The 24236-nt window shown below is 71.0% G+C and carries 18 protein-coding genes and 1 pseudogene; 9 read left to right on the top strand and 10 right to left on the bottom strand.

The annotated features are described in order from the left end of the window. Together ACFV0Q_RS18385 and ACFV0Q_RS18390 are read right to left on the bottom strand one after the other, a co-directional pair. The coding region (locus tag ACFV0Q_RS18385) for a universal stress protein (protein ID WP_385006504.1) at positions 1-1089 on the bottom strand (1089 nt) is incomplete at its 3' end. A 597-nt stretch (positions 1090-1686) separates the two neighbouring features. Further along, on the bottom strand, positions 1687-3702 hold the full coding sequence (locus ACFV0Q_RS18390) for a collagenase (protein ID WP_385006506.1): 2016 nt from the start codon (positions 3700-3702) through the stop codon (positions 1687-1689). Positions 3703-4076: 374 nt separating this feature from the next. On the opposite strand from ACFV0Q_RS18390, the gene ACFV0Q_RS18395 reads away from it, so the two are divergent. Genes ACFV0Q_RS18395 through ACFV0Q_RS18410 form a run of 4 tightly spaced genes read left to right on the top strand, consistent with a single transcriptional unit; the run spans position 4077 to position 10903 of the window. Beyond that, positions 4077-5072, top strand: coding sequence for a hypothetical protein (locus ACFV0Q_RS18395; RefSeq protein ID WP_385006508.1), 996 nt, complete (start codon positions 4077-4079; stop codon positions 5070-5072). Then, on the top strand, positions 5069-7141 hold the full coding sequence (locus ACFV0Q_RS18400) for a hypothetical protein (protein WP_385006510.1): 2073 nt from the start codon (positions 5069-5071) through the stop codon (positions 7139-7141). The genes ACFV0Q_RS18395 and ACFV0Q_RS18400 overlap by 4 nt, the downstream gene beginning before the upstream one ends. Next, positions 7138-8091 (top strand): AAA family ATPase, encoded by a 954-nt coding sequence (locus ACFV0Q_RS18405; RefSeq protein ID WP_385006512.1) that lies wholly within the window; start codon positions 7138-7140, stop codon positions 8089-8091. The genes ACFV0Q_RS18400 and ACFV0Q_RS18405 overlap by 4 nt, the downstream gene beginning before the upstream one ends. After that, positions 8084-10903 (top strand): TIR-like protein FxsC, encoded by a 2820-nt coding sequence (locus tag ACFV0Q_RS18410; RefSeq protein WP_385006514.1) that lies wholly within the window; start codon positions 8084-8086, stop codon positions 10901-10903. Before ACFV0Q_RS18405 ends, ACFV0Q_RS18410 begins: the two co-directional genes overlap by 8 nt. 329 nt (positions 10904-11232) lie before the next feature. On the opposite strand, the gene ACFV0Q_RS18415 is transcribed toward ACFV0Q_RS18410, so the two are convergent. After that, complete coding sequence (locus tag ACFV0Q_RS18415; protein ID WP_385006516.1) at positions 11233-11640, bottom strand: RidA family protein; 408 nt, start codon at positions 11638-11640, stop codon at positions 11233-11235. Positions 11641-11777: 137 nt separating this feature from the next. Between ACFV0Q_RS18415 and ACFV0Q_RS18420 the strand changes: the two genes are divergently transcribed. Then, on the top strand, positions 11778-12158 hold the full coding sequence (locus ACFV0Q_RS18420; RefSeq protein ID WP_385006518.1) for a winged helix-turn-helix transcriptional regulator: 381 nt from the start codon (positions 11778-11780) through the stop codon (positions 12156-12158). Between the two features lie 445 nt (positions 12159-12603). Here the strand turns inward: ACFV0Q_RS18420 and ACFV0Q_RS18425 are convergent, their stop codons facing one another. The 5 genes from ACFV0Q_RS18425 to ACFV0Q_RS18445 form a co-directional block, all read right to left on the bottom strand. Then, positions 12604-12885 (bottom strand): hypothetical protein, encoded by a 282-nt coding sequence (locus ACFV0Q_RS18425; RefSeq protein ID WP_385006520.1) that lies wholly within the window; start codon positions 12883-12885, stop codon positions 12604-12606. Positions 12886-13001: 116 nt separating this feature from the next. Further along, positions 13002-13694 (bottom strand): alpha/beta fold hydrolase, encoded by a 693-nt coding sequence (locus ACFV0Q_RS18430; protein WP_385006523.1) that lies wholly within the window; start codon positions 13692-13694, stop codon positions 13002-13004. 129 nt (positions 13695-13823) lie between these two features. Beyond that, positions 13824-16652 carry an AAA family ATPase gene (locus ACFV0Q_RS18435; protein WP_385006525.1) on the bottom strand — a complete coding sequence of 943 codons (2829 nt, stop codon included), beginning with the start codon at positions 16650-16652 and terminating at the stop codon, positions 13824-13826. Between the two features lie 10 nt (positions 16653-16662). Further along, a complete protein-coding gene (locus ACFV0Q_RS18440; protein WP_385006527.1) occupies positions 16663-17559 on the bottom strand; it encodes an alpha/beta fold hydrolase in 897 nt (298 codons plus the stop codon). 86 nt (positions 17560-17645) lie between these two features. Further along, positions 17646-19121, bottom strand: coding sequence for an FAD-dependent monooxygenase (locus tag ACFV0Q_RS18445; protein WP_385006529.1), 1476 nt, complete (start codon positions 19119-19121; stop codon positions 17646-17648). A 61-nt stretch (positions 19122-19182) separates the two neighbouring features. Between ACFV0Q_RS18445 and ACFV0Q_RS18450 the strand changes: the two genes are divergently transcribed. Further along, the gene (locus tag ACFV0Q_RS18450) at positions 19183-19806 is read left to right on the top strand and encodes a TetR/AcrR family transcriptional regulator C-terminal domain-containing protein (protein ID WP_385006531.1); all 624 of its coding nucleotides are present in this window, start codon (positions 19183-19185) and stop codon (positions 19804-19806) included. A 221-nt stretch (positions 19807-20027) separates the two neighbouring features. Here ACFV0Q_RS18450 and ACFV0Q_RS18455 read toward each other — a convergent pair. Then, positions 20028-20225: pseudogene (locus ACFV0Q_RS18455) on the bottom strand (PPOX class F420-dependent oxidoreductase); the annotation flags it as partial. A gap of 92 nt (positions 20226-20317) precedes the next feature. On the opposite strand from ACFV0Q_RS18455, the gene ACFV0Q_RS18460 reads away from it, so the two are divergent. Further along, complete coding sequence (locus ACFV0Q_RS18460; RefSeq protein ID WP_385006533.1) at positions 20318-21091, top strand: YqjF family protein; 774 nt, start codon at positions 20318-20320, stop codon at positions 21089-21091. 297 nt (positions 21092-21388) lie between these two features. Here the strand turns inward: ACFV0Q_RS18460 and ACFV0Q_RS18465 are convergent, their stop codons facing one another. Continuing rightward, complete coding sequence (locus ACFV0Q_RS18465) at positions 21389-22024, bottom strand: TIGR03086 family metal-binding protein (RefSeq protein ID WP_385006535.1); 636 nt, start codon at positions 22022-22024, stop codon at positions 21389-21391. 99 nt (positions 22025-22123) lie between these two features. On the opposite strand from ACFV0Q_RS18465, the gene ACFV0Q_RS18470 reads away from it, so the two are divergent. Together ACFV0Q_RS18470 and ACFV0Q_RS18475 are read left to right on the top strand one after the other, a co-directional pair. Continuing rightward, positions 22124-23071: a helix-turn-helix transcriptional regulator gene (locus ACFV0Q_RS18470; protein WP_385006537.1), complete on the top strand. Its 948-nt coding sequence runs from the start codon at positions 22124-22126 to the stop codon at positions 23069-23071. 472 nt (positions 23072-23543) lie between these two features. Beyond that, positions 23544-24236 (top strand): hypothetical protein (locus tag ACFV0Q_RS18475; RefSeq protein WP_385006539.1); only part of this gene is annotated, 693 nt, incomplete at its 3' end.

The following is a 24236-nucleotide window of genomic DNA, read 5'->3' on the forward strand; positions in this document are numbered from 1 at the left end:
GTGCGTGACCATGTGGACGTCGATGTCCTCGGACAGCTCGACGATCGTCTCCCCCGTACCCCGCCCGGTGAGGAAGCGCTCGACGCGGCCTCGCCGGCTCGTGCCGAGGACCAGCTGTGTGGCGTTCTCCGCGCGGGCGAACTCGGTGAGCGCCGTGGCCACGTCGTCGCCCACGAGGGAGTGGTAGCTGCCGCCGAGGCTCTCGACGAGCGCGCGCTGGCGGACCAGCGCGGAGGCGGATGCTCCTGCGGCCAGGCCGTCGCTGCGCGCTATGTGCACGGCGAGGAGGTCTCCTCCCGCCGAGCGGGCGGCGATCCTGGCCGCCCGCCGGATGAGCGTCTCGCCCTCGGGTCCCCCGGTGATCGCGACGACCACCCGCTCCCGGGTCTCCCACACTCCGCCTATGCCGTGCTCGGCACGGTACTTCTGCAGTGCCTCGTCCACCCGCCCGGCCAGCCACAGCAGGGCCAGCTCGCGGAGGGCGGTGAGATTGCCTATCCGGAAGTAGTTCGACAGGGCCGCGTCGACCTTCTCCGGTGCGTAGATGTTCCCGTGCGCCATCCGTCGCCGCAACGCCTCGGGCGGCAGGTCCACCAGCTCGATCTCATGGGCTCGGCGCACGACTTCGTCCGGCACGGTCTCGTGCTGCGGCACCCTGGTGATCTTCTCGACGACGTCGTTGAGGGATTCCAGGTGCTGGATGTTGAGGGTCGTGACCACGTCGATCCCGGCCGCGAGCAGCGCCTCCACCTCCTGCCGGCGCTTGGCCGGGCTGCCCCCGGGAACGACGGAGTGGGCCAGTTCGTCGACCAGCGCCACCTCGGGCCGCCGCTCCAGGACGGCTGCCAGGTCCATCTCGGGGAACGGGGCGCCCCGGTACGCGCGTTCCGCGCGCGGCAGGACCTCCAGACCGGCCAGCTTCTCCTCGGTCAGGCGGCGTCCGTGGCACTCCACGAAGGCGACGACCACGTCGGTCCCCCGGTCCGCCCGGCGCCGCCCCTCGTCGAGCATCCGGTACGTCTTGCCCACGCCGGGGGCCGCCCCGAGAAAGACCTTCAGTCTTCCGGGCCTGGCAACCGCCTCCGCCACGACACGCGCCTCCCCACGCCAAAGAACGCCCCGATCCGCGCAGAGGGCTTCCCTGGCCGGCGGAGGCACACAAGTGCTGCTCCCGATCATCATCGGGTGGAAATCGGCCGGATCATGGCAGAGCGCGAAGACATTGACGCTGCCCTGACGGCCCTCCCCTCGACCTCACTTGATCCAAACATGGCGACTGCACAGGGACCATGGGGTGGCCGTCAAGGCGCCGTATGGGTTGTCGCGCAGAGGGTCCTCGCCTGAGAGAGGCGAAGGCTCGCCACAGGGTCATGGCCGACCGTGCAGGCCCGATCAAGTGCGCGCGTATCCGATGCGGATGTCCGCGCTCGGGGTGTCCTGGTCACCCACTCCCACGACTCGGGTGCGGCCGCCGCGTGTCGGCCCCCGGACCGCGTTGCTCCCCACGGCCCATCCGCCGGCTTCCCAGAAGGCGGTGGCCCTCGCCGAGGTCCCGGGGAGCTTCCACGTTTCCAGGGGGTTGGCAGATGAACCGGGACAGTTGAGAAGCCTGGTGTCCCGCGCACGAACGATGCACGGGACACCAGGCTCTCCTGGCTCAGCTCTTGCCGGCGACCGAGGCCCCCGTCACCGGCCGCTGCGGGTCGGCAGTCGGCCGCAGTCGCCGCCGGCGCACCTGCTCAGCCAGTCGGCGAAGTCGGCGTCGTACGTGGTGCCGATGGTGTCGCGGAGCAGGCTGTGGGCCGCTTCGTACTCCCCTGCGCGGTAGTGGCCGAGCAGGGTTGCCACGTCCGCGGGGTGCGACTGGAGCATGTAACGGACGCCCAGATAGCCCCACTGGTAGATACGGGTGGTGTCGGCGTTGTCGTAGGTGGTCCCGAAGAGCTGGCTGAGCCTGTAGGTGTTCTTGCCCGCCTCCTCGATCGCCCTGTCGTAGGTGATGCCGCGGTACGAGTAGGAGACGTATTCGGCGAAACCCTCGACCCACATCACGGTCGGGGTGGTCTGCCCGGCTGCGAAGTCCCCGTACATGTCGTAGCGGCCGTCGAGGTAGTGGGTGTACTCGTGGTTGAGGTTCCAGATCTGGAAGGCGCCGTCCTGGGCCGGCTGCTCGTAGGCGATGAAGCGCGGCTGGTTGCCCTCGGCGGCCGGGTCGCCCTCCAGGTACATGCCGCCGTTGTTGGTGTCGATGCCGAAGACGACACCGGCGTAGGTCTTGTAGTCGGTGCTGGAGTTGAATGCGACGATCTCGATGCCGGTGTTGTTGTCGTCCTTGACCGGACCGTTGTCCTTGACGGTGCCGTGGAAGACCGGGTCCTGCTTGAGGACGCTGTCGCACGTGGCCGACAGTTCGGACGCGGTCAGGTCCTGTGCGAGTACCTTCACGCTCGGGCCGCATGCGTGCTTGATTGTCAGCACTGCGTCGCGCACGCGGTTCTGCAGGTCACAGGTGTCGTACTCGGCGCAGTTCTCCTTGTCGTACTCATCCGTCATCTCGGCAAGGCCGACCCAGAGCGGGGCGGTGCGTCCAGTGATCTCGCTGCGGCCGAGCAGCTCCTTGACCAACGGCTTGACGGTGTCCTTGAGGTCTGCGTGGCGCACGAAACGGCCGAGTTCGCGTCCGGCGTTGTCGGCCAGGTAGGACTTGTCGGTGCCGAGCAGGTCGTCGTGGGCGACGGCGAAGTCACGCAGTCCGGTGAGGACGCTCGGGTCCGCCTTCACGGCTTCCACGAACTCCGGCAGCTGGTGGCCGCGGAAGAGCACGGTGTAGGTGTTGTTGACCGCCGCGAGCATCCCGTAGAACCGGTCGTACGACGAGTCGTAGTCCTTCTGCAGACGCTTGACCACGTCGAGGTGGCGGGCGTTCTCCCCGGAGCTGTCGATCAGGGTGACCGTCTCGGCCAGGGTCTCTCCGTTGGCCTCGGTGACGTCGAAGGCGTGGGACGAGCCGAAGAAGGCATCCAGGGCGCCCTGAATGGCGCTCTTCAGGGTCGGGCCGTATTCGCCGACGTTCTGCGGTTGGTTGTACTGGATGTAGTAGCCGGCGCGCAGGTACAGCACCACCTGGGCTGTGAAAGTGCTGTTGTCCCCGGGGTAGTTGGCCGCGACATCCTTGAGTGCGTTCGCCACCGCGACCATCTGTTCCTCGCGGAAGAGGGCCTTGGAGTCCTCACCGGTCACGCTGAACAGCGTGTTGACGCAGGTGGTTTCCGACTTCTTGATCTGCTCGATCAGGGCACTGCCGGTCTTCGAGGTGAAGTCGCTGACGTTGCAGTTCGCCGCGGCCTTCGCCGCAGAGCGGGCCTGCTCGCGCTGTGCGGCGTTCTGGGCCGCGGGGAGCGGCGGGCGTTGCGCGGAGTTGGAGGTCTCCGTGGCCGATCGCGCGGGGGCGGCGGCGTGTCCGGGTGCGAGATCGACGGCAAGCACGGTGGCGGAGGCGGGCTGTGGGGCGGGGGCCGACCTCGCTACGGGCTTGGGTGCCGCGGCGCCGGACGGGGCCGCCGCGCCGTTGGGGGCGAGCACGGTGAGCCCCAGGCCGGCGACGGCCACGGTAGGTATCAGCAGTTGGGTGAGTTTCCTGAGCGTGGGGGGATTGCGCATGGCGATGGCCTCCAGGCCGGTCGGCAGCCGTGCGTGGGGCACGGCGGTGGGGGGTGCGGACCGTGATGGCAGCGGGAGCTGAGCACTCCCGGAGCTGGCATAGCCGCGGAAAGTGTGACCGTACAATTTCACAGTTCACATGGCAGTGAAAGAGGGCTGCAAGCATCAGAAGAAACTGATGAGTCGTCAGAGGCGTTTCCTGTCCGGGAACTTGAGCCTCCCGGACGGACCTGCGCGATCGCTGGCCATACTCATGCCGGTTTCGAGGGACGACGCCGTCGCACCGGCTCCGTAGCTCGGCCGCTCGGACTGCCACGCCGCTGCCCGGCCCGGCCGTGTGTCGCGATCGGGGTCCACACACCTCCGGTGGTTGTTAGCCTGCGTGGACACAGCGCTTTGCCACGGGGAGGCGGTTGATGCAGTCGCGCCTGGTATTCGTCCACGGGATCGGCGGCCTTCGCGACCCGGCCCGCGAGCTCGCCGCCTGGACTCAGGCTCTGGCCGTCGGCATGCGGGAGGCCGGGCACTCCGCAGCCGCCCGTGACCTGGTCTCCGAGGGTTCGGGCGAGCAGGTGTTCGTCCACTACGCCGACCTCTTCGGGCGCGGGCAGGGCCAGGGCGGGGACGTCCCCGGCGCCGTCGGTGAGGCCGGGGTGGAGATGGAGGGGGAGATCCTCTCGGATCTGCTCGTCGCATGGGTGGACGGACTGGCCGCGGAGCATTCCGACGAGTGGCACCGCCAGATCCTGGATCACGCCCGGGCGGAAGCCCGGCCGAGAGCCCAGGAGCAGGGCAGCCTGGCGGTCGTACGCCGCGCGCTCAACGTCGCGACCACGCTACTGGCCCTCAAACCCTGGGGTGGCACAGCCCAGTGGATCACCCCCAAGCTGATGGTGAGCCACCTCCGGCAAGTGACCCGCTACTTGGCGCGCTCCGATCTCGACGCTCAGGGCATCAGCCTCGACCTCCGGATCCGGTCTCGGGTCGCCGAGGCGATCGGGGACGGACCGGCCATCGTGGTGGCGCATTCCCTGGGTTCGGTCGTCGCCCTGGAAACCCTTCACCAACTCAGCTCCCCCATCCCACTGTTCGTGACCCTCGGTTCGCCGATCGCCACCCGGACCGTCGTGTGGCCCCGGCTCCTTCCCCAGCCCCCGGGTGTCCCCGATGGTGTGGGCGAGTGGCTGAACTTTTGGGACCGGGACGACGTCATCGCCCTTCGGCCCCATCTGGAACGTGAGTTACGCCCCAGCGCCGGCGGGGTCATCCCGATCAGTCGGCGCGTGGACTCGGACGGCACCTGGGTCCACGACGCCGAGAAGTATCTCGCCCAGCCGGCCGTCGCCGGGCCCATCGCGCAAGCGCTGGCCAGAATGGCGGGGGGAGCCAGCGGCTGCGGAGGATCCCGGTGAGAGGCAGCCCGGCCGGCCGCCGCCACGTCTTGGTCGTGGCCCCGCAGTGCGGGTCGATGGTGCGCCTGGAGCGGCTGGAGGAGGCTGCCACCAGGCTGTACGAGGTACTGACCGACCCCTCGCTCGGCGCATGCGAACCCGGTCTGCCGGACGGCCGCATCGCACTGGTCGCCGGTGACGGCCTGACCAGCTGCGCCGTACGGGAGACGGTGGAGGCGGCGATCGGATACGCGGCGCGGCACCATGCCGTGCTGGTCCTCGCCTTCCTCGGCCACGGCTTCGCCCCCGGCCGGACCAGCACCCTGCACCTCATGTGCGAGGACTCCACGGAAGACCTCCGGCACGACTCCGTGAACGTGAGTGATCTGCTGGCCGTCGCCGTGGACCACCCCGGGGTCGACGGCGTACTCGGTCTCGTCGACACCTGCCACGCGGGCGGGGCACTGCCCCCCGCCGAGGACCTCGCCGGGGGCGCACGCAACGGCCGCACCCGGTTGGGTCTGCTGATGGCCTCGTCCCTGGGGCAGACCGCGGTCGATCTCGCCTTCTCCCGGCACCTGACCGAACTCCTGCGCGCTGGGCAGCCCGGGGTGGGAGGCACGCTGGGCGTGACCGACGTGCGCGACGCCCTGCGCACCATCGTCGTCGGCCAGAACATCACCGGATTCGACTACGACGGAGACGGCTCGGCACGGGAGCCGCTGTGGGTCGCGCGCAACACCCGGGTCCGCGAAGGCCTGCTCGGCGGACTCGGCGGCCGGCTCGCGACGGAGGAGCTGACCGAGGCGCTCGCGGCCGTGGACCCGCGGATGCCCGTGCCCGACGCCACCCCGGATCTGCGGGCGGCCTTGCTGTGCCGGGCGGAACTCCTGTCACACCCGCCCGGCCCGGCCCGTGAACGCGCGCTGCAAGGCATCGACGGGCTGCTGGTCGCGGTACGCACGGTCGAATTCGTCCGGGGCTGGATGGGCGGCGAGCTGACCACGGCCCGGATCCGGCACGCACTGCACACCATGCTGGCGGCCGAGGGCCGGCTGCCGGCCGACCGTCCCCACATCACCGACGTCGCCGTCATCGACGAGCTGACCTTCAACCATCCTGCCACCGACCGGGACGGCAGACGCGCCGTCGCCCGCTTCGTGGTACTGCTCGGCCAAGCCTGCGGGAAGGACCTGAAGGACCCCGAACTGCGGTCATGGGCCGAGCGGATCGAAGCCCCCGTCGAGGTCAACGACGCCGTCGAGCACGCGGCCCGGCGTACGCAGGGCCAGCGCCTCAGCCTCGTCGTCAGCCTGCACTCCTCCCTCACCGGGGACTGGCCCGAAGTGCTCGACGGATGGCTGCTCCTGGACGGGGCGATGATCCACCACGAGCAGTTCCCCAGCGTGACGGTGGACCGCAAAGGAGCCGAGAACGCGGTCGAGGACGCGGTGCTGTGGGCCGAGGAGCACGCCCGGATACTGGATCTGCCCCTGAGACGACTCGACTTCGCCGTTCCCAGCGGTCTGCTGCTGGCGTGGCGGCCGGAGGAGGCCGGGGTCGCCATGCTTCTGGGGATCCGCTATGAGGTTCGGCTGCACTGGAGCAACCGGCTCACCCCGGACGCCGTTCTGCGCAGCATCGAGCCCGTCGTCGCCGAGCGCTGGCAGTCGATCTCGCAGCACCAGGCCGGTACGCCCGTCGACTGGCTCGCGTACGAGGACTTCGCCGATCCGCACCTCCTGCGCGGGCATCTCCGCAACGGCCGCTACACGCGGGGCATCGGCCTCACCCAGCACCCCGGCGCCGACGCCCGGCTCATGGAGATGCTGCTCGCCTACACGCCCGTCCTGCTCTGGCCGCACGTTCCGGACGGATTCCCGCAGGAGCGGCACGGCTGCCTCGACCGGAGCTGGTGGGCCATGCCGGGCGCCCTCGCGCGTGCCTACCGGGACCGCTGGCGCGGAGTCGCCGACGCGGACCTGGCCGATCTCCGGGCCGTCTGGGACGACGAGGACTGGTTGCGCTTCTGCCGGTTCTTCAGGACCGCGACTCCCCCGGCCCGTACCCGAGATGAGAGGACCCCATGACCCGGGACGCGTACTACCGTGGCGACGGCGTACCCAGGGGCGACACGGCCCTGCCCGAACCGCCCCCTTGGCGCACCTTTCCGAGGAGCTCGGCGGCCGGCGTGTTCCGGCCCCCGGCAGGGCTGACCGAGGCGGTGAACGCGGCTCTTGCGCTGCGCCGACCGCTGCTGATCACTGGCGGCCCCGGCACCGGGAAGTCCACAGTGATCGAACAGGTCGCCGCGGAGCTCGCGCTGGGGCCCGTACTGCTCTGGCACATCACCTCACGCAGCAACCTTGCGGACGCGCTCTACCGCTATGACGCCCTCGGCCGCATCCACGCCCACCGGCTCCAGCAGGAGAAGGCCCGGTCGGGCGTGGACGCGGGCGTGGACGATGTGGCGGCCTTCCTGACCCTCGGGCCCCTGGGAACCGCGCTGTTGCCGTCCGACCGGCCGCGCGCGCTCCTCATCGACGAGATCGACAAGGCCGACCTGGACCTGCCCGGAGACCTCCTCGACGTCCTGGAACGCGGGGAGTTCCACATCACCGAGCTCATGCGCGAGGAACAGCACACCGCACGCGTACGGACCTGGAAGAGTGATGTGCGGCACGTGGTCCGGGAGGGCTACGTGCAGTGCACCGAGTTCCCCTTCATCGTGATGACGAGCAACGGCGAACAGGAGCTGCCCGCACCCTTCCTACGCCGCTGCGTGCGCTACACCATGCCCAAACCGACGGCCGCACTCATCCGTGACGTGGTACGCGGCCATCTGGGGCTGGAAGTGGGCGAATCGGGGCCGACCGCGGAACTCGTCGACCAGTTCGTCCGCCGGGTCGCGTCGGGCGAGAGCGTGGCCGTCGACCAACTCCTGGGCACGTTACATCTATTGAACGGACATACTCGGTCACAGGGCACCGAGCGTGAGCGGCTCATCGCCCTCCTCATGAAAGACCTCTCGGGTGCCTGAGGAACCCCTGGACCGCCGGGAACCCCAGGACCCGCTGGTGGCGGTGGTATCGGCGCTCCACGGACTGGGCCGCGACCTGGACGGACTCTCCGTCACCGAGCTGCTCTGGCTCGCCGCCCGTACGTCGAGCGGGCTCGCGGACGGGGCCGGCGAGGAGGGCACGGAGTCGGCCGCCGCCGACTCCACGGGGGCCGTCGACCCGCGCGAACGGCTCAGCTCCTGGGGGCCACTGACCACATCGGTGTACGGCCCTTCGGCGCCCGGCGGCGACGGGGTGCCCGCCCGGTCGGTGTCCGTACCCCGCGGGTCCGCGCTGCCCGGGGCCCGGGAGATCGCCCGCGCTCTGCGTCCGCTGCGACGGCCGTGGACGGCGGGACGCAGACAACAGCTGGACATCGCGGAAACCGTGTCCGGGTACGCCCGGAGCGGCGAACTCCTACCCGCCTTCCGCCCGGCGCCCGAGCGCTGGTTCGACCTGATCGTCATCCTCGACCGGTCTCCGACGATGGCCGTGTGGGGCGATACCGTCGACGAGTTGCTGAAGGTGCTCGCCACGACGGGTGCCTTCCGCACGTTACGGGTCCGGAAGGTGGACGCCTGGGAGGCGGAGCCGCGGCATCGCGGCGCCGGGTCCCGGACAGCACAGCAACGCCGACTGGTACTCGTCTTCTCGGACTGCGCGTCGGGGGCCGGCGGTGAGGACGGGCTCTGGAACCGGATCCACGACTGGGCCGGCGCCACCCCCACCGTGCTCGTGAACCCGCTGCCGCCGAAGATCTGGCGGCACACGGGGCTCGATCTCCCGGCGGCAAAGGTCACCACTCCCGGCGCGCCCGGCGTACCCAACACCCGTTTGCACTTCCTCACCCCGACTTTGATGGAGGACGTGTTCGACCAGTCGAACGACCGCCGGACCGGCTGGGTCCCCCTGCCGGTGGTCGGACTGACATCGCGCTCACTCGCGCGCTGGGCCCGCACCCTCATGCGCGGGGACCCAGAGGGGTGCGAGGCGGTCCTGGTCCCGGAGCCGGGCACGATGGCACGGACGCCGGCACCACCCGCGGATACACCAGCAGACGCGAAGCTGTTGACCGAGGCCTTCCTGCACCGGGCATCCGCGCCCGCCGTCCGACTGGCTGTGCTCTGCTCCTCGTACCCGCGGCTGAGCACAGGGATGCTGCACCTCGTGCGGCAGGAGCTGGTGCCAGAGGCGAGCCCGGCCGACATGGCCGAGGTGGTCATCGGCGGCCTGGTGTCGGTCGACGAGGGCGGACCGGGCGGCGGCGGCCCGGTCCTGACCTTCCGGGACGGGGTACGCGAACGGCTGGCGCCCCGCCTCGGCGCACGCGACGCGCTGCGAACACGGGACGCCGTGAGCCGGTTCATCGCGGAGCACGCCGACGCCGCATCGCGCTTCCCGGCGCTCGTCCCCGATGCCGAGGGGGATGCGGAGATCCCGTCCGGCGAGGCACCGTTCGCGGAGGCGTCCCCGCGGACCCTGCGGGCGCTGGGTCCGGGGGCCGATCCGGTGGCACGTTCCGGTGGCGAACGCCCGTACTTCTTCCTCAGTTACGCGCACACACCACGCTTCGGCGCAAGGGGTCCAGACCCCGACATGTGGGTCGAGCGGCTCTTCCGCGACCTGTCCTCCCATGTGATGGCGTTGACAGACGCACCCGCTGGTCATCCGGTCGGGTTCATGGACCGGGAGATCCGCAGCGGAGAGGGCTGGTCGGATCGCCTGGGAGAAGTACTGGCCACGTGCCGGGTATTCGTACCGCTCTACTCCCCCCGCTACTTCGCCAGTGAGATGTGCGGAAAGGAGTGGTTCGCCTTCGCCCAGCGGACCACCTACCACCAGGCACGGAGCGCCTCAACAGTCCAGGCGATCGTACCCGCCTGGTGGGTTCCCGTTCCGCCAGGTCAACTCCCCGACGTTGCCCATCGGTTGGAGTTCGATGACCAGTCGTTCGGTGAACGCTACGCGACCGACGGACTCTACGGTCTGATCAAACTGCGGGGATACGCCGAGCAGTACGAGCAGGCGGTGTACGAACTGGCCAAGCGGATCGTCCGCGTAGCGGCCACTTCGAACATCGCCGTCGGCCACCGCGCCGACTACCGGACGGCTCCGAGCGCCTTCGGACCGCTGACCTCGGATCAGAGCAATCTGCGCATCGCGGTGGTGGCGCCCACCGTGCACGACCTCCCCGAGGGACGTCACACCCGCTACTACGGCGACAGTCCCGACGATTGGAATCCGTTCTATCCCGACTCCATGAAGCCACTGGCGCACGTGGCCATGGAACTGGCGTTCCATCTGAATAATCAGGTGAACGTATCCACGCTCGACGACGAGGTCTCCCGAGTCGGCGACGGCAGGCCTCCACCAGGGCCGGTGATCCTGCTCGTGGACCGGTGGGCGCTGGAAGTGCCTGCCTTGCGCCACGCACTGGCCGTGCTGGATGCGACCCATCAGCCGTGGATGAGCGTTGTCGTCGCCTGGAACGGGAGCGATCCGCAGAGCCGTGCCTCGGACGGCGAACTGGACTCGGGACTCACCCGCTCGATTCCGAATCTGATCAGCCGGGCCTGGGGGAAGTCCTCAGCGACGGCCCGGGGCGTGCTCACCTTGGAGGATTTCGGCCGGGTGATGCCACAAGTCGTGGCCGCGACCTACCAGGAGTACCTCAGGCACGCCCAGGCCTACCCGCCCACCAAGGCCTATCCCCCCGACGCAGCCAGGCTCCGGCTGACCGGGCCCATGCCCCTGGAGTTGCCGCCGCCACCGAACGAACCCGAGGAGCCGTGACCCATCGATGACGCAAGCCTGCCGTCCGGGCGGGGACCGGGCGGAGCACTGAGCTGCTGCCGTCGTACCCCTGCGGCGCCCCGGGCGGACCGCCTGGTCCGTGGCGGGGCATCGGAATCAGCTTGGGGATCAGAGCACGAGCGAGGTTCTCGTGCCCGGCCGGGCGGCGCTCCGATGATGCCGGCAGGCCGGCACAGCTGGTTCGAACGGGCCGACCCCGCGCCCAGAGGACGGCCCCGAACCGTCCGGCCGCTCCGAGTGACCTTGGTGACGGCCCGGGCCACTCGGCTGCCCCTGGCCTGGCGGGGGCGACCCCGAGGCCCCGTTGTTCAGTCGATGACGGCTGTGGCTTCGACCTCGACGAGGAGGCCGGGGGCAGCCAAGGCGGCGACCCCGATCCCGGTGAGCGGCGGAGCCGGGGTGGCCCCGAGCTTCGCGGCCGCCCGCGCAGCGCCTTCGACGAACAGGGGCATCTTCTCGGGAGCCCAGTCGACAAGGTAGACGGTCAGCTTGGCCACCTGGTCGAAAGAGGCACCGGCCTCGGCAAGGGCGGCGGCGACGTTGAGATAGCACTGCTCGACCTGGGTGACGAGGTCGCCTTCGCCGACGATGACCCCGTCGGCGTCCCAGGCGACTTGCCCGGCGATGAAGACCAGCTTCGACCCCGTGGCGACCGACATCTGCCGGTAGAGGTCCACCTTCGCCAGCCCTGCGGGGTCCACCAAGTTGATGGGCATGTCTGCTCCTTGCCGTGAGGAATCGCGGGAACGTTTCGCCGAAGCCGGCGGCGCGCGGCCCCTTGTGGTTACTGGGTAACCGTAGGAGAGTGAACGCTGACCTGGAAGAACGCACTTTTTGGTGACGGGGGAACCTCATGGTGACCAAGCAGCTCAATGACTCATCCGACGACGCGGACCTCAGGCGCGCGGACTCGCTGGCACGGGAGATCTTCTCGGACGTCGCCAACAAGTGGGCGCTCCTGATCATCGAGGCCCTCGGTGATCGCACCCTGCGCTTCACGGAACTGCGGAACGAAGTCGAAGGCATCAGCCACAAGATGCTCACGCAGAACCTGCGCATGCTGGAGCGCAACGGCCTCGTCGTACGCGACGTGCACCCCACCGTGCCACCACGGGTCGAGTACACCCTCACCGAGCCGGGCCAAGGCCTCCGGAAGACCGTCGACGTCATGTGCGACTGGACCCACCGGCACTTCGGTCACATCGAGGAATCCCGCCGCCGCTTCGACGCCTGACCACTGCTCTCGCCGTGCCAGGTGGCCCGCCTCGGGGATGACCTCCAGTCGATACGGTCGCTCTCGCCCGACAGAAGGATGGCGGGAACGTCGACGCGCCGCAGACGGCTGTACGCATGCCAGCCAGTCCCCGCCCCGTCCGCCCCGTCCGCCACACCGGCGCGGCCTGGGCCGGCCCGGTCAGACGCCGGCTGCTGGTGGGCCGCCCTCCGACGAGCGGCCGGAACCCGGTACCTGGGCCTGCGCAGGGCGTGCCGACGGGAGCCGGTCCGGTCAGTCCGTGGCTGCGGCAGCCTGCTCGATCAGCTTGGCCGTGATCTTCGGGTTGCTGATCATGGCGACGTGCGAGGCGCCGGGAACTTCGACGACGGTGGAGCCGGCACGCTCGTACTCGAAGCGTTCGAGCGCCGGGGGGGATGGCCTTGTCCGCGCCCGCGACCAGGCCTCAGGAGGGGATGGTGCGCCAGGCGGCGGCCTGCGTCGTGTCTTCGAATGACGCGGCGCTGAAGGGGCGCTGGGTCGCCTGCATGACGCGTGTGGTCGAGGCCGGGAGGTCGGCGGCGAAGGCGCTGCGGAACGTGTCGGCCTTGAGGTAGAGGTCGGTTCCGGTGGTTCGGTCGGGGTCGGGGTAGGGCACGGGGTTGACGGCGGCCTGGATCTCGGTGACGGCGGCAGCGAGGGCTGCTACGGCGCCGAGGCTGGGATGGAGGCGTCTGTGTGACGTCAAGTGAGTGCTCCTGTACGGGATGACCGGCGTCGCCGGGTAGGGCCTGAGGAGGATGGGCCGGCGCCCGCCGGCCAGGTGTCGCAGGGCGGTCGGCGGGCGCGGTGCTCTCGCGGTGTTCAGGCGCGGGCGGCCTGCCTGATCAGGTCGGCGACGGCGTCGGGCTGGGAGACGTACACGGAGTGGCTGCCCGCCACTTCGACGACCTGGGCGCCGATCCGCTCGGACATCGCGTGCTGGGCCGGGGGCGGGATCATGCGGTCATCGGTGGCGATCAGGTACCAGGCGCGCTTGGTGCGCCAGGCGGGCTGGGAGACCGTCCCGCCCAGGGCCTCCACGCCCCAGGGCACCTGCGAGTCGGCCATGAATTCGGCTTGGGCGATGGGTAGGTCACCGGCGAAGGATTCGGCGAACTTGTCGCGGTCCAGGAACAGGAACCCCTGGTTCGGGGGCAGGATCGGCGGGACGGGGGCGCCGGGCGGCGGGTCGGCAATGAGGGTGCTCACCGACTCGCCCTTGTCGGGAGCGAACGCGGCGATGTACACGAGGGCGTTCACCTTGGGGTGGTTGCCCGCCTCGGTGATCACGACCCCGCCGTAGGAGTGGCCGACCAGGGTCACCGGTCCCGGCATCCCGTCGATGACCTGCTGGGTGGCGGCCACGTCGCCCTCCAGTGAGAGCGTGGGGTTCTGCACGACGGCCACGTTGTAGCCGTCGGCTTTCAGGGCGTCGTACACGCCCTGCCAGCCGGAGCCGTCCACGAAGCCTCCGTGAACGAGCACGACGTTGCCGCGGGGAGCGGTGTCGTTCATTCATTCCTCCCGTGTCCCTCGGGATGCCCTGCCTGGGCGTCCCTTGCTGCGAACGCTACGAATGCGGGCGATTTCGCCGCTTCCGTCATATGACGTAGGTGAGGCCCCCGGGGGGACGCAGGCGGCGTGTCAGTGCTGGTTGAGCTGTTTCAGCGCGTCCCGGAGCGCGGCCCTGGAGGTGACGCCCAGTTTCGGGAAGAGCTGGTAGAGGTGGGTGGAGACGGTGCGCGGAGACAGGGAGAGCTGCTCGGCTATCCGTTTGTTGGTCAGGCCGGCGGCGGCCAGGTGGGCGATTTCCCGCTGCTGCGGTGTCAGGGCCGCGGTACCGGACCGGTGAGCCGTGCGCGGAGGGGTGCCGCAGGCTCGCAGTTCCTGGTCGGCCCGGTCGGCCCACGGGGTCGCGCCGAGCTGCCGGAAGGTCTCGGCCGCGGCGGCCAGGTGGTGGCGGGCTCGTGCACGCGATCTGCCGCGCCGGAGCCGTTCACCGTAGGAGAGGCGGATGCGGGCCAGGTCGAACGGCCAGCGCTCGGCTCCCTCGACGGCAAGGGCGGCTTCGAAGCCCGCGTGCTGATCGTCGTCGCCGGCGAGGGCTCCAGCGGCGTGCACCAGCATCCGCAGCCGCGGGGAGACCGCGTCCAGGCCGGCGCTCCGGGCGGCTGCGGCGTGGTCCCGGGCCTGGCCGCGGCGGCCGGTCCGCACGGCCGCGTCCACCAGGTCCACGACCGTCCACAGTGCATGCGGGGCGAATTCCGGCAGCGACCCGGGAGGTGTGATCAGCGTCGCCTGCCGGTACGCCTCCTCGAAGTCCCCCCGGCCCAGAGCCGACAAGGTCCGGGCGTGGGCGGCGTAGGCGCGCACGGCGTCCGCGCGCCGCGGCCGGGCCCACTGGTCCATCTGGTCGGTCAGCCCCATGGTCTGCGGGTGGTCGCCGCAGGCCGCTGCCGCGCAGGCGAGGAGGTACTTCCCGACCCAGGCCTGCATCGGGTAGTGGTACTGGTCGCACAGGTCCAGCCCCTCGCGGGCCACGTGCCGTAGCTCAGCCCACTGCCCGGTCAGCCACGCGTGGTTGCCCAGCAGGAACAGGGCGTCGATGGCGGGCGTGACGTGCTCGCCCCGGCGGCTGCCCGCCACGACGCGGTGCAGGCCTTCCACGCATCCGTCCAACCGGTCCACGTACGCTCCGGCGATGGCCACCCGGACGATACGCAGCGGGTCGGACTCGTACGCCAGCTCCGCGATGGCCGCATCCAGCACTGCCAGGTCGGACGGGGCGGTGCGCGCGGGATCGGCGAACGTGCTGCGCGCCGTGGCCAGTACCGAGGGAGCGACCGGGTACTTGGCCAATGCGGCGTCGAACGGGGACCACAGCTCGGGCCGGCCGCCGAAGAAGCACACCAGCAGCAGGGTGTGCAACGCCTCGGTCAGCGTGGCGTCGCCGGGGTCGTAGGGTTCGGGCCGCATGGTGAGGGCCCCGCGCAGCAGCCGGTGTGCGGTGTCGATGTCCCCGGAGCCGTTGAGGAGGTAGGCCGCCCCGGCCACCGCCATGGCCAGCGGGGCCTCCCCGGGCGCGGTGCGGCGGGCGTCGTCCAGCAGGTGGGGTACGTCGCGCAGGTCGCCGGTGATGTTCGCGCCGGTGTAGGCCGCCTCGGCGAGGCGCCTGGCCCGTCCGGGACCCGCGGGGGTGAGCTCGGCGGCGCGCAGCAGCGCCGCGACCGCGGCGGGCCCGTCGCCTCGGCGGGCGATGACGGCGGCCGCCCGTTCCAGCAGTGCGGCGACCCGCTCGTCGGGGCCCTCCGCCGCCTGGGCGAGATGCCATGCCTGGCGTTCGGGAGTCTCCTGCCAGGCGCGGGCCAGCGCCCGATGGGCGCTACGGCGCTGGTCGCTGGTCGACAGCTCCACGACGGCCGACCGCGTCAGCGCGTGCCGGAACCGCAGGCCGGACGGTTCGTCCACGCGGATCAGCTGGGCCCGTTCGGCGGAGCCCAGGTGCCCCAGACCGCACCGCCCGGCGGTGGCGCGCCGCAGGACCCGCAGGTCGCCGGTCCCGTCCAGCGCGGCCAGCAGCAGCAGGTACCGGGTGGCCGGGGGCAGGCCGGCGATGCGGGAGGCGAACGCCGACTGGAGCCTGCGGCTCAGCGGTAGCCGCGCGGGCAGGGCCTCGGAGGCCGCCCGCTGCGGGCCGCTGAGGGCGACCGGCAGCTCCAGAAGTGCGAGCGGGTTGCCCTGCGCTTCGGCCATCAGGCGCCGCCGCACCCGCCGGGCGAGCGCCGGGAACCGCTGGACCAGCAGGTCCTCGGCCGCGTCCTCGTCGAGGGGACCCACGTCGTGGATCGGAAGTCCGCTGTGGTCGAAGAAGCCCTCCGCTCCCTCCCGGGCCGCGCACAGCATCCCGGCTCCGCGGCCCTCCAGCCGGGGCGCGACCTCGCCCAGGACCGTGGCACTGGCCGGGTCCAGCCACTGCACGTCGTCCACGACCAGCAGCGTCGGCCCGTGACGGGCGAACCGTCCGACCACCGACAGCACGTCGCTCACGACCGCCTCGGGTTCGGGTGCCGGGCCGTCGCGGCGCCCCAGCACCACGCCCAGCGCCTCCCCCGGATCGACGGACGGCTGTCCGCCGCCCGCCGCCTCGATCAGCTGACCGAGACCGCTGTAGCTCAGCCGCGCCCTGTACTCCGCGCCGGCGGCCGTCATGACATGCATACCGCGGCCTCGGGCCCGGGACGCGGCGGCGGTCAGCAGCGCGGTCTTGCCGACGCCCGGCTCGCCGAGCAGCAACAGCGGACCGCCTCCGCCCGCCCGCGCGATCCCGTCCAGGAACAGGTCGATCCGGGTCATCTCCACCGTGCGCCCGATGAGCGGCCCGTCCGCGTCCGACACCGGCGGAGCGGCCTGGTCCGCCGGACGGCCGTGTTCGCCGGGGCCGGGGCCGGCGTCCCCGTACGAAGTGGGTGGCATCGAGGGCGTCCTAGGAGTTGCCGGTGAGCACGAACCCGGCGACCTCGCGGGCGAAGAGCTCCGGCTCCTCCAGGTGGCCGAAGTGTCCGCTGCGCTCCAGGATCAGCAGCCGCGAGGCGGGAACCAGCTTGTGCAGTTCCTCCGCCCACCGCACCCCGCACACGACGTCGTGGCGTCCGGCCACGACCAGTACGGGCAGCCTCAGGGCACCGAGCGCCTCGCGGTCGTCGATCAGGTCGGGTTCGCCGTCCTCGTCGCGCCCGGAGATGTACGTCGCCCGCAGCGCTTCCCGCAGCTCGCCCCACCGCCGCACATCCGACCAGTAGTCCGCGACGTAGGCCGGAACGACCCCCTTGGCGGCTGCCACCATGGCCTCGTCGTCGGCGATCGCCGGGATCGCCGCGAAGGCCTCCATCACCGCCGGCACCTCCGGGCGGCCGGCGTGGCGGGCTGCGAACTCCCCCACCTTGCGCATCATTTCCTCCCCGAACTCGGGCCCGGTGAGCGGAGCGCTCTCGTACAGCACCATTCCGGCGAGCTGGTCGGGACGGTGAAGCGCGTGGAACTGGGCGACGAATCCACCGTACGAGTGACCCAGGAGATGTACACGGTGAACGGGCAAGTGGTCGATCAGCGCGGCCAGATGACTGCTGTGGCGGGCTCGGGTGTAACCGTCGGGGTGGACGCCGAGCCGGTCCGAGCCGCCCGTACCGGCCGGCTCCAGGTACACCATGGTCAGACTCTTCTCCAGCTCCGGTGCGCGAAGGTACCCCCACTCGATGCCGGGTCCACCGGGATGCGCCACGCACAACGGCCCCCTTCCGTGGACGTGGTACCGCAAGGTGACGCCCTCCACCACGAGGGTGTGGACGCCTTCGGCCAGCGGGCCGGTCAGAGGTGGCACCATCAGTGCTCCCGATCTCGAGGGTGGTCGATGACACCGACAAGATGTCCGGGGGGAGGGAAAGTTCGACCGCGCCGACGTGACGTGCGTCACGAGGCGCGGAATGATGCGAGCGCCCTCTCCGCAGCCGCGACCAGAGCCGCTCCGCCCGTCTCGGTTCCGGCCCAGGCGATGTGCCCGTCCGGGCGGATCAGCGCGGCGCGCACCTCGGCCCAGGCAGCCGGGGGCTGGCGGAGGGTCGCGATGCGTACGGCGAGTCCGGGCTTCTCCAGGACAGAGAGCCCGCCACCGTCCGCCAGGTCGAGCAAGACGTGCGCGTCGGCACGCAGCAGGGAGAACAGGCCACCCTCGGAGCCGATGAAGCCCAGGTCCGGGGCACGGGTGCCGGTGAGGGGGTGGGCCGCCGGATCTGCCGAGGGGTAGCTGACGCAGAGCGCGGTGAGGCGTTCGGCCAGGGACCGGTTGAACTCCGGCTCACGGGCGACCATCGCGCTGAGCAGTGAGCGCAGGGCCAGGTTCTCGGGAGTGAAGCCGGTCATCAGGGCGGTCTGGGCGCGACTGTGTTCCATCAACTGGGCGCCAACGGGGTGGCGTTCGTCGTGGTAAGTGTCCAGCAGGCCTTCCGACGCCCGGCCGTTCAGTGTCGCGGCGAGCTTCCAGCCGAGGTTGTGCGCGTCCTGGATGCCGACGTTCATGGCGACGCCGCCGGCGGGGAAGTGCTGATGGGCCGCGTCGCCCGCGAGGAACACGCGCCCGCGCCGGTACTGCGCGGCCAGCCGGGTGGCGTTGCCGAACCGGGAGAGCCACTCGGGATCGCGCATGCCGAAGTCCTCTCCGGCGATGGCGACGGCCTTGGCCCGCAGCTCCTCCAGAGTGAGGTCGCCCGGCCAGGTGGTGGTGAGGCTGTCGGGGCTGACGCCGACCACGCGGTAGCGCCCGGCGGGCAGCGGCGCGACCATCAGGCCGCCGTCGGGGCCGAGGGTGCTGAAGCCGGGCCGCGGCGGGTTGTCGAGGGCGACGTCGCCGAGCCAGCCCAGCACGGTGGACGGGGTTCCCGGGAAGTCGATGCCGGCGGCGGTGCGCACGGCACTGCGGGAGCCGTCGCAGCCGACGAGGTACTCCGCCCCGAGTGCGTACGTCCCCTCCGGCCCCTCCACCCGCACGACCACCGCGTCGCCGTTTTCGGTGAATCCGCCGACCCGGTGCCCACGGACGATCCGCGCGCCGAGCCCGAGTGCGTGGGCTTCCAGCAGTTCCTCGGTCCGGGCCTGGGGCAGGGCAAGGGTGTACGGGAAAGGGGTGTCCAACTCCCGGAAGTCGAGCCGGTCTTCGAGCATGGCGAAGTGGCCCCCCGGAATCCGCAGGCCCTCGTCGAGGAAAGGCCGGTGCACGCCGCGCGAGGCGAGCACCTCGATGGTGCGCGGGTGGATGGTCAGAGCCTTGGAGCGCTGGTCGACCTCCGGGCGCTCCTCGATGACGGTGACGGTTGCGCCACCCCTGCACAGTTCCGCGGCGAGCCAGAGACCGACCGGGCCGGCCCCGGCGATGACGACGTGCTGTTCCATAGCCCCTCCTCAACAGAATCTTGGTCACTGACCAAGCGATGATTCGAAGTAAACTAGGTCAATGACCAAGACGCAAGCGAGTGAGGGCCGCGGAGCCCGCCTGGACCCCGGCACCGTGATCCAGGCGGCCCTGGAGCTGCTGGACGAGAAGGGGCTGGACGCCCTGTCCACCCGGGCCGTCGCCGACCGGCTCGGCGTGCGGATGAACACCGTGCTGTGGCACGTGAAGACCAAGGCCGGGATGCTGGAGCTGATGGCGGACGCCGTCATCGGCGAGATCCCGCTCGACGACCTCCCGGAGACTTGGGACGAGCGCGTCCGCGTACTGGCCCACCGCTACCGGGGCACCCTCCTCGCCCACCGCGACGGCGCCGCGCTCGTCGTCGGCACCAATGCCGCGGAGCCGCACACCCTGAACTTCGCGAACGCCCTGGTCGACGCACTGCTGGACGGGGACCTGGAGGAGCGCGCGGCGGCCTGGACCGCGTGGACGATCGTCTACTTCACCCTCGGACTGGCCCAGGAGGAACAAGCCGCCGCACACCAGCCCCTCGAAGGACGCCTCACGGCGTCTGTCTCCGCAGCGGCCCACCCGGCTCTCCACCGGGTCCTCGCCCACCTCGGCGCGGACTCCTTCGACGAACGCTTCGAGTTCGGCCTGTCCGCGATCCTCGCGCGGTCGTGAGCGGGCAGGAACCTCTCGAGCCGAACCAGCACGGGGTGGGTCGCGAGAGGTGATCTCCAAAACAGGTGCACCTCTGCAATTCCGGCAGGGCCCGTCAGTCCGACGTGAAGTTCGACAGGCTCGGCGCCTGACCGGCGTCGGGTCCCCTTGTGACCGGCGGCACCAGCAGGTCCGGGGCGCCCTCCCCGCCCGAGCACGTCACCCGCTCCCGGGCGGGCCGGTCAGCGGGCAGGCACGGGGCCGCCCGGCCGGAACCGCTCCACGCCGACGATGTGCCGCACCTTGGTAGGGCGCACGATCACCGAGACCCGCTGTTCCACGGGCATCAGCCACTCGAACCGCTCGCTGCCCAGGTACTTCTGCGCGAGCCGGTCCATCCGGCGGTGGGCCTCCTCGCCCTCGATGAAGTCGAAGGCTTCAGTCATCCCGGGAGGCTACCAACGCGGACGTGTACGGGGCCGGCTTGCGGCCTCCGTCGCAGCGCCACCGGCGTCTTTGCCACAATCCCGTCATGCCGATACCCGCTCCAGTGACTCCCGACGCTCCCACGCCGATACGGGACCCGCTCCTCACCCAGCAGTGGCTGGACCTCGCCTTCATCCACTGGGCCGTAGAACCGGACGAGGTGGCAGGACTCCTGCCACAGGGCACCGTCCCGGACACACACGACGGCGCCACCTACGTCGGGCTCATCGCCTTCCGCATGCACAAGGTCGGCTGGCTCCGGCTGCCCGGGGTACCGTATTTCGGTTCGTTTCCCGAGACCAACGTGCGCCTGTACTCGCTGGACGCACAGGGGCGCCGCGGGGTCGTCTTCCGGTCGATGGATGCCTCCAGGCTGCTCCCGGTGGTGCTGGGCCGCGCCGGCTTCCGCCTGCCGTATCTGTGGTCCCGGATGAGCGTGCACGGTACGGGCGACGCCCTCACGTACTCCAGCTCCCGGCGGTGGCCGGGACCGCGTGGCGCATACAGCCGGATCTCCATGAAACCCGGCGAACGCATCCACAAGCCGACCGAGTTGGAACACTTCCTCACCGCCCGCTGGGGCATGCACAACGCATTTCCCGGCGGGTCCGCCTACCTGCCCAACGACCACCCCCGCTGGCCCCTGCACCGGGCCGAACTGATCACCTGCGACCAGAACCTGCTCACGGCGGCCGGGCTGACCGCACCGACCGACCCACCGGCCAGCGTCCTCTACTCCCCTGGCGTACCCGTCCGCCTCGGCCGCCCCTCCCTCCCCGCTCCGCGCACTGGTCGAGCCGACAGGACCAGTGCTACGTGAGGCGTGCTCCGGCTGTTGCAGCCTGGCTGCCCCAGAGCGAGTGTCGGCCGACGACGCGGGCGTGCGGACCGTCTGTCCGGCCGGATCGCGGAGGACGGCGCCGAGGCGCGGGTGGAGCGGAGTGTGACGCGGGCGGGGGTGCTGGGGGAGGGGCGGTAATCGCGCGTCGGCTGTCGAGGACGACTACGTCCGAGAAGGCCCTGCTGCCCCGGACCGCTGCGGCACCCACGGGTCTGGCTCCGCTCGAGCCGGGGGGCGTGGAGCCGGGCCCATTACCCCCCTCCCGTGCCGCGGAACTCAGGGTCGGCGTCCGGCCCAGGCCACCAGCCGGTCGATGGCGCGAGCTCCGGGGTCGACGGCCACCACTTCGGCGAAGGGGATCCGCCCGCCGCGGGTTTCGGCCGGCAGCGCGTGACGTACGACGCCGATCACCCGCTCGATGAGGGCCGGGTCCCAGTCCGGGTCCTGTCCGGTCGCCTCGGCCAGGTCCCAGGTGTGCACCGTGAGTTCGTGGGTGTAGACGGCTGCGGCGGTCGCGCCCGGCAGGACGCCGATCGGCAGGCGCAGCCGCCGGTCGAGGATGCCCGGATCCGCCCACACTTCCGCGACCTCGCGGGCGCCCGGTTCCCAGGCCGCCGTCCATGCGCCGTCGGCGACCTCGTCGGCGAAGGACGGGACGCTGAACGGGTCCTCGCCGCGCCCGATCACCGAGATCCGGCGGACGACGGCGACGAGGTGGCTCGACAGTCGCCGTACGTCGAACTCCTCGCAAGGGGTCGGGGCGTCGTACTGCTCGGTCCGGACGGCGGCCAGCGTACGGCCCGCCAGCTCGACGGCAGCGGCGAGGTCGGCCCGCGGATCGAAGGAGGAGGGGGCGGCGACGGTATCGGTGGAGTCGAACGGGGTCGCGATGAGCTGCTCGGTCTTGTTCATGCGTTCATCCTGGAAGCAGAAGTGGCCACCTTCTGGCCAGTTTTCCCAGGAGAATGAAAGGCGACGAACGAGGACGCGCGCGCGGGAGGAACAAGGCACATGAGAGCCGACCGGTTGGTGGCGACCCTGCTCTTCCTCCAGGAGCGTGGCCGCGCCACCGTCCCCGAAGTGGCCGCCGAACTGGAGGTGTCCGAACGCACCGCGCGCCGAGATCTGGAGGCCCTGGCCGCGTCCGGCATCCCCGTCTACTCGCAGCGCGGCCGCGGCGGCGGCTGGTCCCTCGTCGGCGGGGCCCGTACGAACCTCACCGGGCTGACCGCCGACGAGATCCGGGCGCTCTTCCTCGTCACCGGTCCCCTGTCGGCCACCCCCGAGCTGCGCACCACCCTGCGCAAGCTGGTCCGGGCCCTGCCGCCGCCCCTGCGGGCGCAGGCCCAGGCCGCGACCCGCGCGGGGCTCGTCGACGCCACGGACTGGTCCCGCAACGCCGTCACCGCCGATGCCGCCCACCGCTCCGCGCTCCAGGGCGCCGTCGTGGACGGGATCCGCGTCCGCCTCGGGTACGCGGGCGTCGGCAAACCGGCCGGGGAGCGTACCGTCGACCCCCTCGGGCTCGTGGCCAAGGCCGGGGTGGACTACCTCGTCGCCGGAACGGAGAAGGGCCTGCGCACCTTCCGGCTCAGCCGGGTCACCTCCGTCGAACCGACCGGCGAACCGGTGGTAAGGCCGCCCGACTTCGACCTCGCCACGGCGTGGCGGGCGCTGTCCGGGGCTTTCCAGGACGGTATGTACGCGGTGACCGTCCGTGCCCGGGTCCACCCCGACACGCTGACCCTGCTGCAACGGTTCCTCGGCGGCCGTGTGCGCGTCGGCGCTCCGCTGCCCGACGGCTGGACCGAGGTGTGGGTCGACGGCCCGGCCGCCAAGGCCGTGGCGGGGCATCTGGCCGGACTGGGCGCGGGGGTCGAGGTGCTGGAGCCCCCGGAGGTACGGCAGTGGCTGGCCCGGATCGGCTCCGAACTCGTGGGGATGTATGCGGGGGAGTGACCGCACGCACCTCCCGGTCAGTAGTCGATGCCGGCCGCTTTCCGGGCTTGGCCGCTGATTCAGGGCGATGCCTGGTAGCCGGCCCACGCGCGTGCCGCCTCGATGGTTTCTTCCAGGCCGGTCATCCCGTATGCCTGCCAGGCTTACCAGGAGCGGGCCTCGGCCTCGGTGAGGACCACGACGGTCTCGCGGACTGCTGTGTCACCGCCCCGTCCAGGCGCCCGGTGACGCGCCGCAAAGGGTCATGACTCGGAGGTCGCGAGCCCTTCGATGGAGCCCGTGCACTGGAGTTGGCTCGTTTCGAAGGCATTGACGGACAGTCATGGGCCCTCAATCATAAATGAGTTGCCGATCCGGCGATCCATTCGAGGGTATGGCGCGGTGCGACAGGGTGCCGGGGCAGGAGAGAGACATGGCTGGAGCGGATGGGATGTACTGGCCTCCCCCGTTCGGTGAGGATCCTGCTCGACTCTTGCCCGCGAAGCCGCAGCACCGCCGGAAACTACTGTTCCTCAGCCTCGTCGGGGCGGTCGTGCTGGCGCTGCTGGCCGGTGTGGCGATCTGGCTGACCTCCGCCACTGCGCCGCGCCAGAACCGCGCCCCATTCGATGAGGCGTTGCAGAACTTGGAGTTCGAGCCGGCAGTGCGCTACCACTCCGCGCTGGGCGGCGGCGCGATGCAGTCGGACGTCACGGTGACCAGCTTCGGGGAAGCAGTAGGGACCGCCACCCTGGCCGGGCAAAAGTTCGACTACCTCGTTGTGGACGGCAAGACGTTCGTCAGGGCCCCGGACGGCATGCTGCCCGGGAAACCGGACTCGTCTCCGGTCTCGGCTCTCAGGGGCAAATGGATAACCGGCGGAGTGATCGGTTCCGGCCTGAGCGGGGTCTCTGCAACGCCGTTTACGCCGCTGAGACTGGCGACGCAGCTGAAGGCTGCCGTGGCCGGTGCCAAGAGCTTCCCGAAGGCTGGAGATCCCGGCACGCTTGTCGGCGGTGTGCCCGCCCTCAAAGCCAGTACACCTGCTGGCGATCTCTACGTGACGAAGAACGCGCCCTACCGGGTCCTACGCCTCACGGCGGGCCGCAGCCCGCCAGGGGCCCTGCCCTCCCTGCCCTCCCTGCCCGCGCTGGGCTCGCAGGCCTCCGTGGACACGCGGGCCCGC

This window comes from Streptomyces sp. NPDC059564, assembly GCF_042735575.1.
Lineage (GTDB): Bacteria > Actinomycetota > Actinomycetes > Streptomycetales > Streptomycetaceae > Streptomyces.